Annotated in this window: 12 protein-coding genes; 5 read left to right on the top strand and 7 right to left on the bottom strand. The window is 38.1% G+C overall.

The annotated features are described in order from the left end of the window. A partial coding sequence (locus DPX34_RS17205) for a glycoside hydrolase family 1 protein (RefSeq protein ID WP_157964775.1) occupies nucleotides 1–746 on the top strand: 746 nt, incomplete at its 5' end. 341 nt (nucleotides 747–1,087) lie between these two features. On the opposite strand, the gene DPX34_RS17200 is transcribed toward DPX34_RS17205, so the two are convergent. The 4 genes from DPX34_RS17200 to DPX34_RS17185 form a co-directional block, all read right to left on the bottom strand. Continuing rightward, on the bottom strand, nucleotides 1,088–1,924 hold the full coding sequence (locus DPX34_RS17200; protein WP_111979688.1) for an Imm49 family immunity protein: 837 nt from the start codon (nucleotides 1,922–1,924) through the stop codon (nucleotides 1,088–1,090). 511 nt (nucleotides 1,925–2,435) lie between these two features. Beyond that, a complete protein-coding gene (locus tag DPX34_RS17195; protein ID WP_111979687.1) occupies nucleotides 2,436–3,116 on the bottom strand; it encodes a hypothetical protein in 681 nt (226 codons plus the stop codon). A gap of 270 nt (nucleotides 3,117–3,386) precedes the next feature. Then, on the bottom strand, nucleotides 3,387–4,439 hold the full coding sequence (locus DPX34_RS17190) for a serine hydrolase domain-containing protein (protein WP_111979686.1): 1,053 nt from the start codon (nucleotides 4,437–4,439) through the stop codon (nucleotides 3,387–3,389). Nucleotides 4,440–4,747: 308 nt separating this feature from the next. Continuing rightward, nucleotides 4,748–5,947 (bottom strand): BaiN/RdsA family NAD(P)/FAD-dependent oxidoreductase, encoded by a 1,200-nt coding sequence (locus DPX34_RS17185; protein WP_111979685.1) that lies wholly within the window; start codon nucleotides 5,945–5,947, stop codon nucleotides 4,748–4,750. Nucleotides 5,948–6,083: 136 nt separating this feature from the next. On the opposite strand from DPX34_RS17185, the gene DPX34_RS17180 reads away from it, so the two are divergent. The 4 genes from DPX34_RS17180 to DPX34_RS17165 all read left to right on the top strand — a co-directional run bounded on the left by DPX34_RS17180 (nucleotide 6,084) and on the right by DPX34_RS17165 (nucleotide 9,603). Continuing rightward, the gene (locus DPX34_RS17180; RefSeq protein ID WP_111979684.1) at nucleotides 6,084–6,545 is read left to right on the top strand and encodes a GntR family transcriptional regulator; all 462 of its coding nucleotides are present in this window, start codon (nucleotides 6,084–6,086) and stop codon (nucleotides 6,543–6,545) included. Nucleotide 6,546: 1 nt separating this feature from the next. Beyond that, nucleotides 6,547–7,254, top strand: coding sequence for an ABC transporter ATP-binding protein (locus tag DPX34_RS17175; protein WP_111979683.1), 708 nt, complete (start codon nucleotides 6,547–6,549; stop codon nucleotides 7,252–7,254). Continuing rightward, nucleotides 7,251–8,684 (top strand): hypothetical protein, encoded by a 1,434-nt coding sequence (locus tag DPX34_RS17170; RefSeq protein WP_111979682.1) that lies wholly within the window; start codon nucleotides 7,251–7,253, stop codon nucleotides 8,682–8,684. Before DPX34_RS17175 ends, DPX34_RS17170 begins: the two co-directional genes overlap by 4 nt. A 148-nt stretch (nucleotides 8,685–8,832) precedes the next feature. After that, nucleotides 8,833–9,603, top strand: coding sequence for a hypothetical protein (locus DPX34_RS17165; RefSeq protein WP_111979681.1), 771 nt, complete (start codon nucleotides 8,833–8,835; stop codon nucleotides 9,601–9,603). On the opposite strand, the gene DPX34_RS17160 is transcribed toward DPX34_RS17165, so the two are convergent. The 3 genes from DPX34_RS17160 to DPX34_RS17150 all read right to left on the bottom strand — a co-directional run bounded on the left by DPX34_RS17160 (nucleotide 9,598) and on the right by DPX34_RS17150 (nucleotide 13,486). Continuing rightward, nucleotides 9,598–10,494 carry a citrate synthase family protein gene (locus tag DPX34_RS17160; RefSeq protein ID WP_111979680.1) on the bottom strand — a complete coding sequence of 299 codons (897 nt, stop codon included), beginning with the start codon at nucleotides 10,492–10,494 and terminating at the stop codon, nucleotides 9,598–9,600. The two genes, DPX34_RS17165 and DPX34_RS17160, sit on opposite strands and share 6 nt — an antisense overlap. After that, entirely contained in the window at nucleotides 10,478–11,272 is a 795-nt protein-coding gene (locus tag DPX34_RS17155; RefSeq protein ID WP_157964774.1) for a citrate synthase family protein, read from the bottom strand. Before DPX34_RS17155 ends, DPX34_RS17160 begins: the two co-directional genes overlap by 17 nt. Nucleotides 11,273–11,338: 66 nt before the next feature. Beyond that, the gene (locus DPX34_RS17150; RefSeq protein ID WP_111979678.1) at nucleotides 11,339–13,486 is read right to left on the bottom strand and encodes a TonB-dependent receptor plug domain-containing protein; all 2,148 of its coding nucleotides are present in this window, start codon (nucleotides 13,484–13,486) and stop codon (nucleotides 11,339–11,341) included. Nucleotides 13,487–13,548 lie beyond the last annotated feature (62 nt).

Raw genomic sequence — 13,548 nt, 5'->3', positions numbered from 1 at the left:
CATATGACCATCAAGCAGTTGAATTTGCTGATTTAACCATGCGACGCATGATTCTGGACCCTATTTTGCGCGGTTATTACCCGCAAGCTCATCTAGATCGCATTAAAATGTTTTTTCCGGCCATTGAAGCTAACGATATGAACATCATTAATAGCCCAATTGACTTTATCGGAATTAATAATTACTCACGTGATCGCGTTAAATACTCACCTTGGTTTATCGGGCATAAATTTTGGCCCGAATATCAGGCCAAAGCGCCCGAAAAAGAATATGAACTCAACAACGTGCAATATACCAGCATGGGCTGGGAGGTTTACCCAGAAGGCTTATACGAATTATTAATGTTGCTTAAAGACGAATATAACAACCCTAAAGTATTTATCACCGAAAACGGCGCAGCCTTTACTGATCATATTGTTAATGATCAGGTTGATGATATTAAACGCGTTGAATTTTTTAATGCCTACCTGCATCAAGTGTCGCGAGCCATTAAAGCCGGTTCAAATTGTGCAGGGTATTTTGCTTGGTCATTATTAGATAATTTTGAATGGCATGAAGGGTTCAAAAAACGTTTTGGTTTGGTTTATGTCGATCATCAAACCCAACAACGCACAATAAAACAAAGCGGTTATTGGTTTAAATCATTACTACAAACACATAAACAAAATATCATGCAAAATGAATCAAAAAGTAAACCCTTGACTGTGGAACAAAATGGCACGAGAGGGTCAAACGTTGTTTATTAAAGTATGTATTAAATTGTGTAAGGAGGGTGTGTATTAAAATGGTGGCTTACGCTCATGCTTCGCTAAACCACCCTACAAAATCCATTTAACCCGTCATACTGCGATAAATTTATTCAATTTAAACGACGTAGACCGGTTTAGCGCCGTTGGCGCGTAAGCCGGGTGATACGATATCCGCATAAACCCAACAAAGGTTATGTACCTGAGAAAGCCACGTAAAGGTAAAAATAGGCACCTGCATTTAGCGTTCATTATAGCGGCTTACACACGTACCTTGTTAAACCGCCTTACGGGTTGCTGGTTACAGGCAGAGAGTGTTGGGCTTCATGCTTCAGTCCAACCTACTTAACTAACCAGCTTGGTACGTATGGATTGGTTTGGTTTTGTATAAAACCATGTTGGCTGTAAGCCAAACAAGCGGCGGCTGTCATGGGCATTGACAGCCACCCCAGTGCGCCATCGCATTTTGTTTTATCACTAAAAAATTGATGGTGAGCATTTAAAGCTTTATCCATGCGCGTTTGGAATTTAGCTTCATTTTTTGCTAAGACCGCCAGCATCACATCAACAAAAGGCAGCCAAACTGAGTAAATAAAACCTTGGCGGCGCGGTGGAATGTACTTAGGGTCCGACAGGGTTGCTATCTCTTGCACTAATGCATTGATATTAGCATCAGGGTTAAATAGCCCTTTGGCGAATTCACTAAATGCGTGCCCTATTGCTAAATCTTCAGCGCGCGGGTCTAAAAAATCCTGTGATTGATATTGGCGCAGGTTATTGAAAGCGGCCTCATCATCAAGAATGAGTGCTAGGTAAAAAGCCTCTTCCCAACAATGAACACCACTATAAGATAAGCGTTTTTGCCCTACGGCTTTAACGGGTATATCGCGAATGACAAAATTAAATTCTTCACCTGGATTAAGTACTAAATAAAAGTGAGCCTGTTTAGCCGTATGCGCCTGTGTTAACCAATCTAAAATCACGTCTTTTGGTTTTTCTGCTACCCAAGCTGCGGCTGCAACTTCAAAGAAATCTGAGCCATCGGAAAAGACTCTTCCAGGTAATTCCTTAGGATACCTTTGCCTTAAAGATTCTTTTGAAAACACTCTTTCAATTCTTCCTGAATTGCATTCAACAATCCAGTCTTTGTTTGGGTGACTCTCTCTAAAGTGTTGCATAATTAAAACTCTAAATTCTCTTGTGTATAACGGGTATATTCTAACTCAGAACTCACGTGGCGATTGTCATGACCAAACTTTTGTTTGACTACAGTGTAATCAATTTTTTGTTTATGATCTCTTAGCAAATCAACCGTCTCTTGCTAGTTGTCACCACAACCGCCAATTGCAAAGTTAGCAAAGAGCTTTTTATATTTGTAGACCGGTTTAGCGCCGTTGGCGCGTAAGCCGGGTTTCATAGTATCCGCACAAACCCGACAAAGGTTTTTGTAACTTTCAAATTCAATAAACCAAGCGGTTAATTCAATATTGTTTTATGAAAAAGGTGGCTTACACTCGTACCTCGTTAAACCACCCTACATCAGTGCATTTGACCCGCCATACCGTTTAGTGTTCATTATGGCGGCTTACACTCGAGCCTCGTAAACCGTCTTACGGGTTGCAAATCGTGCAGGACAGTCATCAATATTTTGAGCCTGTCCCCAATAGTTTCCCGATAGTTTTTCTCACCTTAGAGAAAAACAGAAGAAATAAAATCAATATTTTTGTTTGAATATTTGGTGTTAGCAAATTCTAAAAGCATTAATGATTTACTCATTCCTACTCGACCAGAATTTGATTCTTTTTTAATTTTATTATAGAGAACCAGTAACTCATCTGTGGAAAGTTCAATATTCAATCCTTTAATACTTAATAAAACGGCCGAACAAACCAATAAATCTAGCGACAGTGAATAAGTTGGAAAATCAGTAAATTTAAAATGTAAGATATTATCGTAAACAGTATTCAAATAACTGCTATTCAATAGTAATTGAATCTTTTCGTCCAACCAAAGTAATACCCTATCTTGTTCTTCACTAAGCTCTTCTAATACTAGATCATTTCTAGCATCCATAAATACAATGTGAGAGTTATACTCTTTATATTTGTCTTCAACGTCAAAGCCATATTTTTTTGAAATCCACCCTTCGAAGTTAATTTTAAACTGTTCAAGTTCAACAAGAGATAAAGCGACTGTACTTGCTATAACTTTCTTATGTTTAATCGCTAAAAGAGCGTAAATGTTAAAATTCCCATTGTTCTGCTTATATAATATCGCCTTAGTTTTTGAATCATTCACAACCTTATGTTCAAAAACTCTTTCAAATTTTTCTTCATCTAAACGATTTAAAGCTACTATTGCATGATTCATTTTATAGTGGATTCCAAGTTGACACGAAACAATTTTACATCATATGGTTTATTTGGAGATAATCCCTTTGGCCCACTAATAACTTGGGAAAAACCAAACATTACAGTTGCTTAGTCAAAATTCACTTGACTTCGAATCAAAGGGGAAATATTTGTTTTAACTTCAATTCAAATCGTGCAGGACAGTCATCAATATTTTATAGATTAGTCTTCAAAGTACACACTAAGTGAAAAATAAATAAGGTGCAAGTCAGTGGCCGCTGGGTTTTGATTACTCAACTACTTTGTTCAAGCTACTCTCTTTTTTTAATATTTTAACAATACGGTTTATCACAATTTCGGATAAGTTCCATTCGTACCCCGTAAAGTCAGTCGTGTTAATAAACTGGACAACAACAGTGTCTATATCTTCATGGTACTCAGCAAGGCTTTGGTAACCAGGCACCAACCCACCATGCTCAAATACATAAATAGACGCATATATAGCTTGTTCGCTGCCGTTAAATACCGAACCATCATTTAGGGCGCGTATGAAAATCCCCACATCTTCAGCCGTTGCCAGCATGCCATATTCAGTAGCTTTTAAATCTTCTTCAATACCGACATAGTAACCACTCATGACATCATCCAAATTAACCTCTGAGAGAGAGCTAAATGTATTGGTTAAATTTAGAGGGATGAGTATTTGTTCTTTAATAAATTGTTGATGACTGTAACCTACGACTTTTTCAATGATCCGTCTCAATAATAAATAATTAGTATTTGAGTATTCATAACCTTGATCAGGTTTGAAGCTAGCAGGTAAATCAAGTGCATATTCTAAAGCATTCTTCTGACTTTCTGCTGAATCACGCCAAAACGCAGCGTTGTTCGTGAAGTTAGGAATACCACTGCGATGTTGTACCATCATTTTTACTGTAATTTGATTCGCGTTTTCAATTCGCCCAACCAGCTCGGGAAAATACTCAGACAAGAGGCTATCTAATGACATTCGCTTAGCATGAACGAGTTTACTTATCGAAACAGCGTCGTATAACTTACTAATACTTGCTATTTTGAACAATGCATGTGGCTCAGCGGGTATTTTATTTTCACGATTTTTATAACCACCGGTATAAAAAGCGGGATCTTGCCCTGCTTGATCGACATAAACAATCATGCCATCAAACCCATGGTTTATGGCTTCATTTACTTGCTCTTGCACGTTGTGAGGGAGAGGTAAAACCCACGCTTTAACTAGAATCCAAGGCACATAAAATAACGAGACAACCGTGCTGAGCAACAATGCTGTTCTCAGGATCAATTTGGTTTGCTTTACTTGCATATTTCTTCACTTTTAATCAGTTGAGCACGCTGAATGATGAAGTTTACATCTAACATTAAAATGAAATCCGTTTTATTAAGCAGCATAATTTAGTCAATATTTCTGAAAAAATTCAATAAAAGCGAGCGTACCCAATGATTTACGTTGAGCACAACCTTGTGCAGGACAGTCATCGAAAACCAACAGTTTCGACCACAATATCCATTTTATTTAATCTGATCAAAAACGCTAAACCCGCATTTATTTAATGAGACAAACATTAAAATTTTTATGGCTCTTGTTATTATTAGTGAATTTTTAGCAACAAACTAAACCGCTTGTCCGCACGCCACACCACTACTCCACGCAAATTGAAAATTGTAGCCGCCTAGCCAACCTGTTACATCAATAACCTCACCAATAAAATACAAACCGTTGGCTTTTTTAGCTTCAAAAGTTTTGGAGCTGAGTTCATCTGTATTAACACCACCTAATGTGACCTCGGCTGTGCGGTATCCTTCTGTGCCATTGGGTTTAATTTTCCATTGATGAAAGTAGTCAGCGATTTGTTTGATCTCGGTATGGGTTAACTGGTTTATGGCTTTGTCTGGAATGCTTTGCTCTTGGGTTAATTGCTCAATAAAACGTTTTGGCAATATTGAACTCAAACAGGTTTTAAGCGCTTTTTGTGGGGTTTGTTTACGCCATGCTTCAAGCTGGTCAGCCAAGTTTAATTCAGGTAATAAGTTAATCGTAACCGATTGCCCCGCTTGCCAGTACGACGAAATTTGTAAGATCGCGGGCCCAGATAATCCCCGATGTGTGAAAAGTATATTTTCTCTAAAATCGGTGCCATTCTCTGCGGTTACCAAACAGTCAATGCTAATGCCCGACAACCCGTCAAATCGTTTTTTGTCGTGATCATGCAAGGTGAAAGGGACTAAAGCGGCGGTTGTGGGTAATAAATCTAAACCAAACTGTTCAGCAATTTTATACCCTATGGGTGAAGCGCCTAACTTGGGCATGGTTAATCCACCACTGGCAACAACCAGTGATTTGCATTGGAAATCTCCACTGGTGCTACTCAGTTGATATGCTGCTGTACCCTCATTTAACGTTGTGCGTTGGATTTGATTAACTTCACTTCTTAAATTTATCGTGACCCCTGCCCATTCGCATTCGGTTAATAATATATCAACAATATCTTGGGCACTGTTATCACAAAATAATTGGCCTAATGTTTTGTGATGATATTGCAAGCCATGCCTGTCTACTAAATCGATAAAATCATGTTGGGTATATCGGCTTAATGCTGATTTTACAAAGTGAGGATTTTGACAAATATAGTTTTCGGGGCTGGCATTTTCATTAGTAAAATTACAACGCCCCCCGCCACTAATGAGTATTTTTCGGCCTGGCTTTTTGCCCATATCGAGTACTAATACGCTTTTACCGCGATAACCTGCGGTTGCCGCACACATAAGCCCTGCGGCACCTGCACCAATAATAATTACATCAAACGTGGTCAAAATGAGTTCCTCACAAAAAAGTTGTGAGGATTTTAACAGAGTTAATCACAACTAGCTTATGTCTATTTAAATATTTAACTTGCTTAAAAACCGATCAGTGTATTAGTATAGTAATACACCGTTATTAAGGAAGCTTATGATTAGTTTTAATATTAACCCCAGTTCAGGCTTACCTATTTACAAGCAAATATGTGAGCAGTTAGAGCGGATGATCTTAAATAACCATTTGGCTGCTAACGCATTTGTGCCTTCAGTTAGGCAATTAGCCGTTGAACTTGAAGTCAACCCGATGACAATTTCTAAGGCGTATAGCTTGCTAGAAGAGCGTGGTTTGCTAACACGACAACGCGGAAAAGGCATGAAAGTAGCGGCTCGTGACACGGTTAAAATACAGAGTGATATTTTAAATGTGATCAGCCAGTCTGTTGAAAAAGTCATTATTGAAGCAAACCAAATGGGTATAACGCGAGATGAATTAGCCCGATTATTTAACAACAAATTAACGCAGCTACACACCGATATAAAGCGAGATAAGTCACAAGAAAGCACCGCCCTAACCCAGAACAACAATGGCAATTTAAACAAAGGAAGTCGATAGTATGAGCATATGCATTAAGGTAGAAAAACTCACTAAAAAATATAAAAACACGCTTGTTTTAGATAATTTAGATTGGACTATATGCCAAGGCGATGTTATTGGGCTGTTAGGTAAAAATGGCGCAGGTAAATCTACGTTATTAAACGCAATTTTAAATGTGCATCCGGCCGATAGCGGAACGGTTACGCTATTTGACACGGACAATAAAAACATGACGTCGGCTTTAAAAGCACGCATTGGCTATGTGGCACAAATTAATGATGAATTACCTTGGTTAAGCGTAAAAGAATTGATTTCGTTTAAAAAACAATTTTATCGCCATTGGAATACTAAAAAAGTCGATGAATTGCTGAACCGCTGGCAAATAGATACAGCTAAACTCACTTCTGAGTTGTCTGTTGGCCAAGGTCAACGCGTTCAAATTATCTTAGCTTTAGCGCCGGAACCAGATTTAATTATATTTGATGAACCCGCGGCAGCACTTGACCCTGCTGGCCGTCGTGAGTTTTTAAAAGAGCTGGTTAACATTGCTACTGATGAGCATAAAACCATCATATTTTCGACTCACATTACGTCAGATCTTGAACGTGTAGCGAACAAAGTGGCGATATTACATCAAGGTAAAATACGTCGATTTGAAGCGTTAGATACCTTAAAAGAGCAATCAACGTTGAGCCTAGAAGATATCTTTTTGGAGGAAACCGCATGAACCTCATTAATGTATTAACGAAAAGTCATTTTTTACGCTACATGATCGCGTTTGGTTTGATAGCATTGGTTGCTTTTAGGTTATTAGCTGACGAAAATCACGTAAAGCCGTTGATTGGCTTTTCATTTTTAATTTTAGGTTTTACATTCGCTTTTTATCTAAATATGAGCTGGCGTTTAATTACTTTGATCCACAGTGCGCATGCCCATTTAACGCCTCAGTTTTTTGCCAAAACGAAACAAGCCGTTGTTGTCACTATTGCGCTTAGTTTATTACCCAGTTTAGCTTTTATGCCTAATTTTGATTTGTTTAGCAACGTGCTGGCTGGTCAATTACTGATCATATTGGTAATAGGCTTATGCTATATTTTCACCCCTCTTTTTTGGTTGTTTGTGGGTGTGTTTATTTTAAATGGTGCGTTTTCTTACATAGTAACTGAATTTAATTTAACGGAGTCATTTAATCAGGTGATAGCACTCGTGGCGCTTGCCTTACCGTTAACAATACCTTTTTCACTTTTAGCACTTGGTATCATGATTTGGCGATTAGATAATTTTAAACTGAGTGCAGATAAGTTAGCACAAATAAAATCGGGCTTTAGTGGTAATAAATTTAAACCGGTTAGCTTAAATAATAGTCGCGCTAACAACCAAGCTGACGCGCAAGAAAAAACTAAAAAAAGGTTTACGTTTATCAATTTTTCGATGCCGACCGATAAACCTTATATTGGGTTAAGAAAGCTGTTGGCCACTCAAAAACAACTCAATAAACAACAGTTACTTATTATTGCGAATGGTCACCCGCCTTTTTTAACTTGGTTAAGTATGAGTATTATTTTAGGGGTGTTTTTAGTCTCGTATGCATTGGCAAGCATCGATTTATTTTTAGTCTCGTTGACTGATGTAACCGTGTTTGCTTTAGTCGGATTCAGTGGGTCATTAATGCTATTAAGCTTCATTAATTTTTTAACGCACTATAGGCTCAACCGATTATATTTAGCTAAATTGCGCTTAACGCCATTGTTTAAAAATGATGATGATTTCTCGGCATCACTCTTTAAAACCTATTTAAAGCAGCAAGCCACCTGCATTGTATTTTCTACTGTGTTTGTTGTGATCTTTTTCAGTTTATTGGGCAGAATGAATGTCTATTTTTTAGCCCAGCTTTTAAGTATATACCTAGTTGTGTTCTGTTATGTAACGAGCCTGCTGCTGTTAGGACTAAGTTATAATTTAATGCATAAAAAAATAATGATGCTTTTACCCATCGTTTTTTTCATTGCTATTAATATTTATACGCTGATGTACTATTTTGATGTGATTGATTTGTCGGTTTCAATTATGTTTGCCATCGTTGTGAGTGCCATCTTGTTGTTAACGTTGAGCTGGTTTAATTGGAAGAAACACGGTATTAACTGGCAGCTTGCTTAACATTACTTTTAAATAGAAATATCAATGAGTTCGCTTGTATATTTTCAAGTGTTTTGTATGCTTAATAAAGAGAAGACTTGATTGGTATATAGCCAATAAACTTTGGCTATATCATTCAGCTTAATGAATAATTAAAAGAAGTATTAATATGCCAGATCAAAATGTGATTGAGTTACCGCATATCAAGTTATCTAATCAAGAATTTAATGAGATGAAAATGATGCTGAATGCACAGCAGCGTGATCTTGTTAACACTGCATTAAAAGCGTATAGCCAAATTATTGCGCAAAACTTTGTTGAGCTGCAAAATAAAAAGCCAACTAAAGTCGCACGGGTTGTACCGGTTTACGGTAAAAATGATTTACTAAAGTCGGCCTTATTTAAACGCTTGCTCGAACAAAAAAAACCGTTAGATTATCCACCACCCACTAACATGGGCAACCCTTGGTATGCATTAATAGACGACCACGAACCCCACCCTGTTATTTTAACTTTTGGTGTGGGTGTAGCCAGTGCCATGACTCAATTAACTCGCCAAGGTGAAGCTATTGAAAATCATCGTTTTATTTCGCTTAATCGCCATGCATGGCATGTAGAAACGGCAAATCAAGCGGGAGATGAGCTGTTAGCCTTTTTAGATGAAGATACCGATCACCTCAGTAATTTAGTATTGGCACAACGGGTGACCGATATATTAAACGCCTCACCTAAATTAACCTTGATTGACCCGAACTTTGGTTCATTTGAATTCTATAGAGGCGAGCACACTTGTGAATATTCATCGGTTACTTTAGATGAGTTGAGTCATTGGTATGGGCGTATAAAACACGGAGTTGATACTGTTGAGCGACCTAGTGCACCGTTTACAAGTTCAACCGTCAGAATAAAACTAACGTCTTGGTTGATTAAGAAATTATAATGAGCGCGGGGCTTTACCTTGGTAATGAATATCCGCGCATTTTAACGGTAAAAAAGAGTCTTTCGGTTGCGCTTTATAATCGACATAACAAGCCGTAACGCCGCTATTTACGCATAGCGCTTTTAATGCATAAACTTCATCTGCACTAAAACCTTGATCAAGTAAAAATGCAGATGTGTAACCACCAATATTAATGCCTAACTGATAATGTTGAGTTACATAAGCATCGAGCTGGTTTGCTAGTTGCATATACTCCCCCACTTCAAATCCTAATTCAGCACTCATTTTTCGATGCGGTTCTATTCTTTCGTCAGTTCGGTTAATGGGTCTGGCAAATCCCATTAATGCGGGTTTACCTTGCTTTTTAGCCACACTATTAACAATATCAGCAATGCTTTTACCTTGTTTGTATTCAACCAATGCTTGTTGTAAAAACGTCATGGCTAGCTTGGCGGTGTGGTTTCCGCCGTAAACACGTGAATCAGATGCCAATACACCGGCAACCGTTCCCGCTACTGGGCTCGTCGACATATCGCCGGTTAACGCACCTATGTTATTACACCATATACGCGCATCCGGATAACTCATCACCATAAAGTTATTTTCAAGCCATTTGCCTAGCTGGGGTGAAATCATGCGCCCAGTTACGTTTAATGCATGTAGTTGCATGTACGATACGTTGTTAAATAGCTCACCTAGCAATTTATGCTCACGAATAGTTATTTCTTCACCACCAATCCACTTGCCGATGGTGGTCGATATTTTATTATATCGTTGCAGCCAATAAGCTTGTGGATTGTGATCGGATGCTTGATTTAGAGCTGTTTGCTCTGATGCTAGTTCAGATGTAGGCTCTGAACGTTGAGGGACTGATTTATTTTCGCAATTCATATTGGTTGTCTTCTAGCAATGGCATAGCCGTGATCGGTTTATGCGTTTGTTCAACACCGTGCGCTAATATGCCGGGCGCACAAGCCAGTTGGAATAATCCCGCGGCTTCGCGGGCGCCAACTCTTAGCTCATAAAACACGGCAGCGGCAATACCTGATTCTAACCAACCAATTTTAGGCTGGTTATTTGAGCTGTTTATTTGTTCAAGCCAAACTTGGCATTTTTTTAAACACTCAGTATCAGGTGTTAATGATAATAATTGCTCAGCAAAACGCTGGGCAATTGGATCAACTTGTGCGAATCGAGTACCAAAACCTGGGGTTTTATTATTTAATGCTGAACGAGAACTAAGATCATCTAATTCACTGAGAGATGTTTGATTTATTTTTTCTATAAAACGATATGCCCGCTCAACTTCATTGGCACCGCCATTTTCACCACCCAGTGTCATTAGCCCGATAGGCAATAAATGTTCAACGTTTGCTTTACTAACACCGGCTGTCATTGCCGCTCTAATAGCGGGATGGCGAGGACCTAAATTACTTAAAAAGTTAAACAAAGTATTCAACAATACTTTTTGTTGTGAGCTGGGTAACTCAAGCTTGAATAATAAAAATATTGTTTCGATGTAATCAAGCTTTTGACTAATATCAAAAATATTATAGCCTGAAATATGGCGTTCTTCAGCCAAAAAAGGGTTATCTTTAGTCGGTGTTTCATCACAGATTTGGGTCGCTAATGTTTTAGCAAACCCAAGCGCTTCTTTATTCGCAGACAAGGTCATGCACCTTTATAAAATTTAATGATGTGTGGATTAAGTTTAGTTTAAAGTGAAATTAATTAATCAAAATGCAAACTCAACAAAACCATATAAACTACGACCTTCCATCGGGATATCGTTAGGTATACGTCCGTCTGTCGCAACTACATATTGCTCATCAAATAGATTTTTAACGGATGCTTTAATTTGTAAGTTAGTATTGATTTTATACAATGCGGTTAAATTAACTAATGTGAAATTTTTTATATTTTCACGACTATCGGTTATAGCACGTTGTTGATCCATCACTGAATTAATTTGTGTAGCTAAGGTCAGTTCACTGTTTACATCATAACTTAATGCGTTATATAACAGTATACTCGGTGAGTTAGCGACCTCAAGCCCTGTGATGCCATCTTCTGAATGTTGATATGAAAAGCTCCCATTCCAGCTCACATCATCACTAAATTGATACCGACCTTCTACTTCAAATCCATAACCATCTTGTGAACTCGCATTTTGCGATGTTGTGCTAGTTGCAGGTTCAGGATCTTGAACTTTAATAATTAGATCTTTCGCGCTGTATTGATAAAAATTGATAGCAATCATACTGTCAGTTGTTGGGCGATAATCAATAACGAGTTCGGATGTGCTTATTTTTTCGGGTTCAATATCAGGATTACCTAATGCAGACGGGTTATTCGTAATAAATAACTCAGAAAAACTCGGCGCTCTAAATGCACTCCCGTGCAATAATTTTAAGGTTAAATTATGATGAGCTTGCCAAACGATAGCACCACGAGGGTTGAACGTGCTGCCAATATCAGAATAATCATCATAACGTAAACCAAACGTGACTTCCCAATCGTTGGCTAAACGCCACTCATCTTGCAATGAGAGATAATAACTATCCCGCGATTTATCACCAACATAAATATTAGGCGTTCCGGTTACATCGGTTAAAAGACCACTGACTTCTGCTTTAAATTTTTCACCATCTAATATACCAGGTCCAAAGTTTTTATGCTCACGTGCCACCAGTTCACTATGCAAAAGGCCGACACCTATACGTATATGGTGATTTTTATATCCATCATACTTTGAAACAAAATTGGTTCGGTATTCCGTTAATTTAGGGATAGGGTTGCCAACGACACCGTCAGGAAAATGAGCTACACCTCCACCAACAACGTTGGGATCATTTGGCGTAAATAAATTACCATCATCACCAATAGCAACTTTTGCACCTTTAGGGAATAATACCAAATAGCTATCAGTCTCTGTTTGATAATATGAAGCATCAGCTGAGATATTCCAGTCTTCCGTTATTTGCGCATCATAAGATAACTTAGTGCGTGCAATATAAGCTTCATCTGAACCGATATTATCAATGGTTTGTGTTGCGCCATTTCCAGCACCACCATCACTTAAATTCCAATACCAATTTTCTAGCGACCAATCCGCATAATTTAAATTTAAATGAATATTTGTAATTTTAGCTTGTGTAGGCATTTTAGTCGGCGCAAGTGACGCCGAGGTAGAAAATGTATTATCTAAATTAGTTTGTAGATCATGTTCGATAATTCGTTCATCATCACCATCCGTTTCAAATTGGCTAAAAGAGAGCCCGATATCAACATCTCCCATTGAGCCTTGTATATTACCCCAAGCTTCGGTTGTGCCAAACGAACCTGCAGTAAAGCCAATTCTTGAGCTATTGTTGCTTGTTTTTTTAGTAATAATATTTATTACGCCGCTAAAAGCATCAGCACCATAAACAGCAGAACCAGGGCCTCGGATCACTTCGATACGTTCTATGTTATTAACAGGGTAGCGAAAACCATAGGTTAATGATGAGCTGGTTGGGTGTTTAAATTCGACCCCATCAAGTAATACTAAAATTTGTGGGTTAAATCCGGTTTGCACACCGCGAACAGAATAAACAGGGGTTAAACGAGCGGCGGTTGAAGGGGCAACATTTAGGCCAGGTACTCGTTGTAATACTTCGTCAATGTTAAGCGCGCCCATTTTTGCAATGTCGTTGGCGGTAATAACCGTTGCAACAGAGGGTAATAAGTGAAATTGCTTTTTAGTGCCTGTCGCAATTTCAATTAATTCTTCGCCTCCATAAAAATCATCAAAATAATCATCTTGTGAATCAATATATTCACTTGCACTTATTTGAAGTGCCAAGGCGGATAGCAAGGCTACCGATAAAATATTTAATTTCATGTTATTGACCTTTATATTATTATTTTTTTCTGTAAAGAATCACTTAAAACAATATAGCCAAA

Origin of the sequence: Algibacillus agarilyticus (assembly GCF_003286125.1) — a bacterium.
Classification (GTDB): Bacteria; Pseudomonadota; Gammaproteobacteria; order Enterobacterales; family Alteromonadaceae; genus Algibacillus; species Algibacillus agarilyticus.
Note: the sequence above shows the minus strand (reverse complement) of the source record. Positions and strands in the feature narration are given on the sequence as shown.

What these genes read in the sequence shown, in the direction of transcription:
- DPX34_RS17200 (WP_111979688.1), bottom strand. Translation starts at nt 1,924, where the DNA reads ATGCAACACTTTAGAGAGAGTCACCCAAACAAAGACTGGATTGTTGAA.
- DPX34_RS17195 (WP_111979687.1), bottom strand. Translation starts at nt 3,116, where the DNA reads ATGAATCATGCAATAGTAGCTTTAAATCGTTTAGATGAAGAAAAATTT.
- DPX34_RS17190 (WP_111979686.1), bottom strand. Translation starts at nt 4,439, where the DNA reads ATGCAAGTAAAGCAAACCAAATTGATCCTGAGAACAGCATTGTTGCTC.
- DPX34_RS17180 (WP_111979684.1), top strand. Translation starts at nt 6,084, where the DNA reads ATGATTAGTTTTAATATTAACCCCAGTTCAGGCTTACCTATTTACAAG.
- DPX34_RS17175 (WP_111979683.1), top strand. Translation starts at nt 6,547, where the DNA reads ATGAGCATATGCATTAAGGTAGAAAAACTCACTAAAAAATATAAAAAC.
- DPX34_RS17170 (WP_111979682.1), top strand. Translation starts at nt 7,251, where the DNA reads ATGAACCTCATTAATGTATTAACGAAAAGTCATTTTTTACGCTACATG.
- DPX34_RS17165 (WP_111979681.1), top strand. Translation starts at nt 8,833, where the DNA reads ATGCCAGATCAAAATGTGATTGAGTTACCGCATATCAAGTTATCTAAT.
- DPX34_RS17160 (WP_111979680.1), bottom strand. Translation starts at nt 10,494, where the DNA reads ATGAATTGCGAAAATAAATCAGTCCCTCAACGTTCAGAGCCTACATCT.
- DPX34_RS17150 (WP_111979678.1), bottom strand. Translation starts at nt 13,486, where the DNA reads ATGAAATTAAATATTTTATCGGTAGCCTTGCTATCCGCCTTGGCACTT.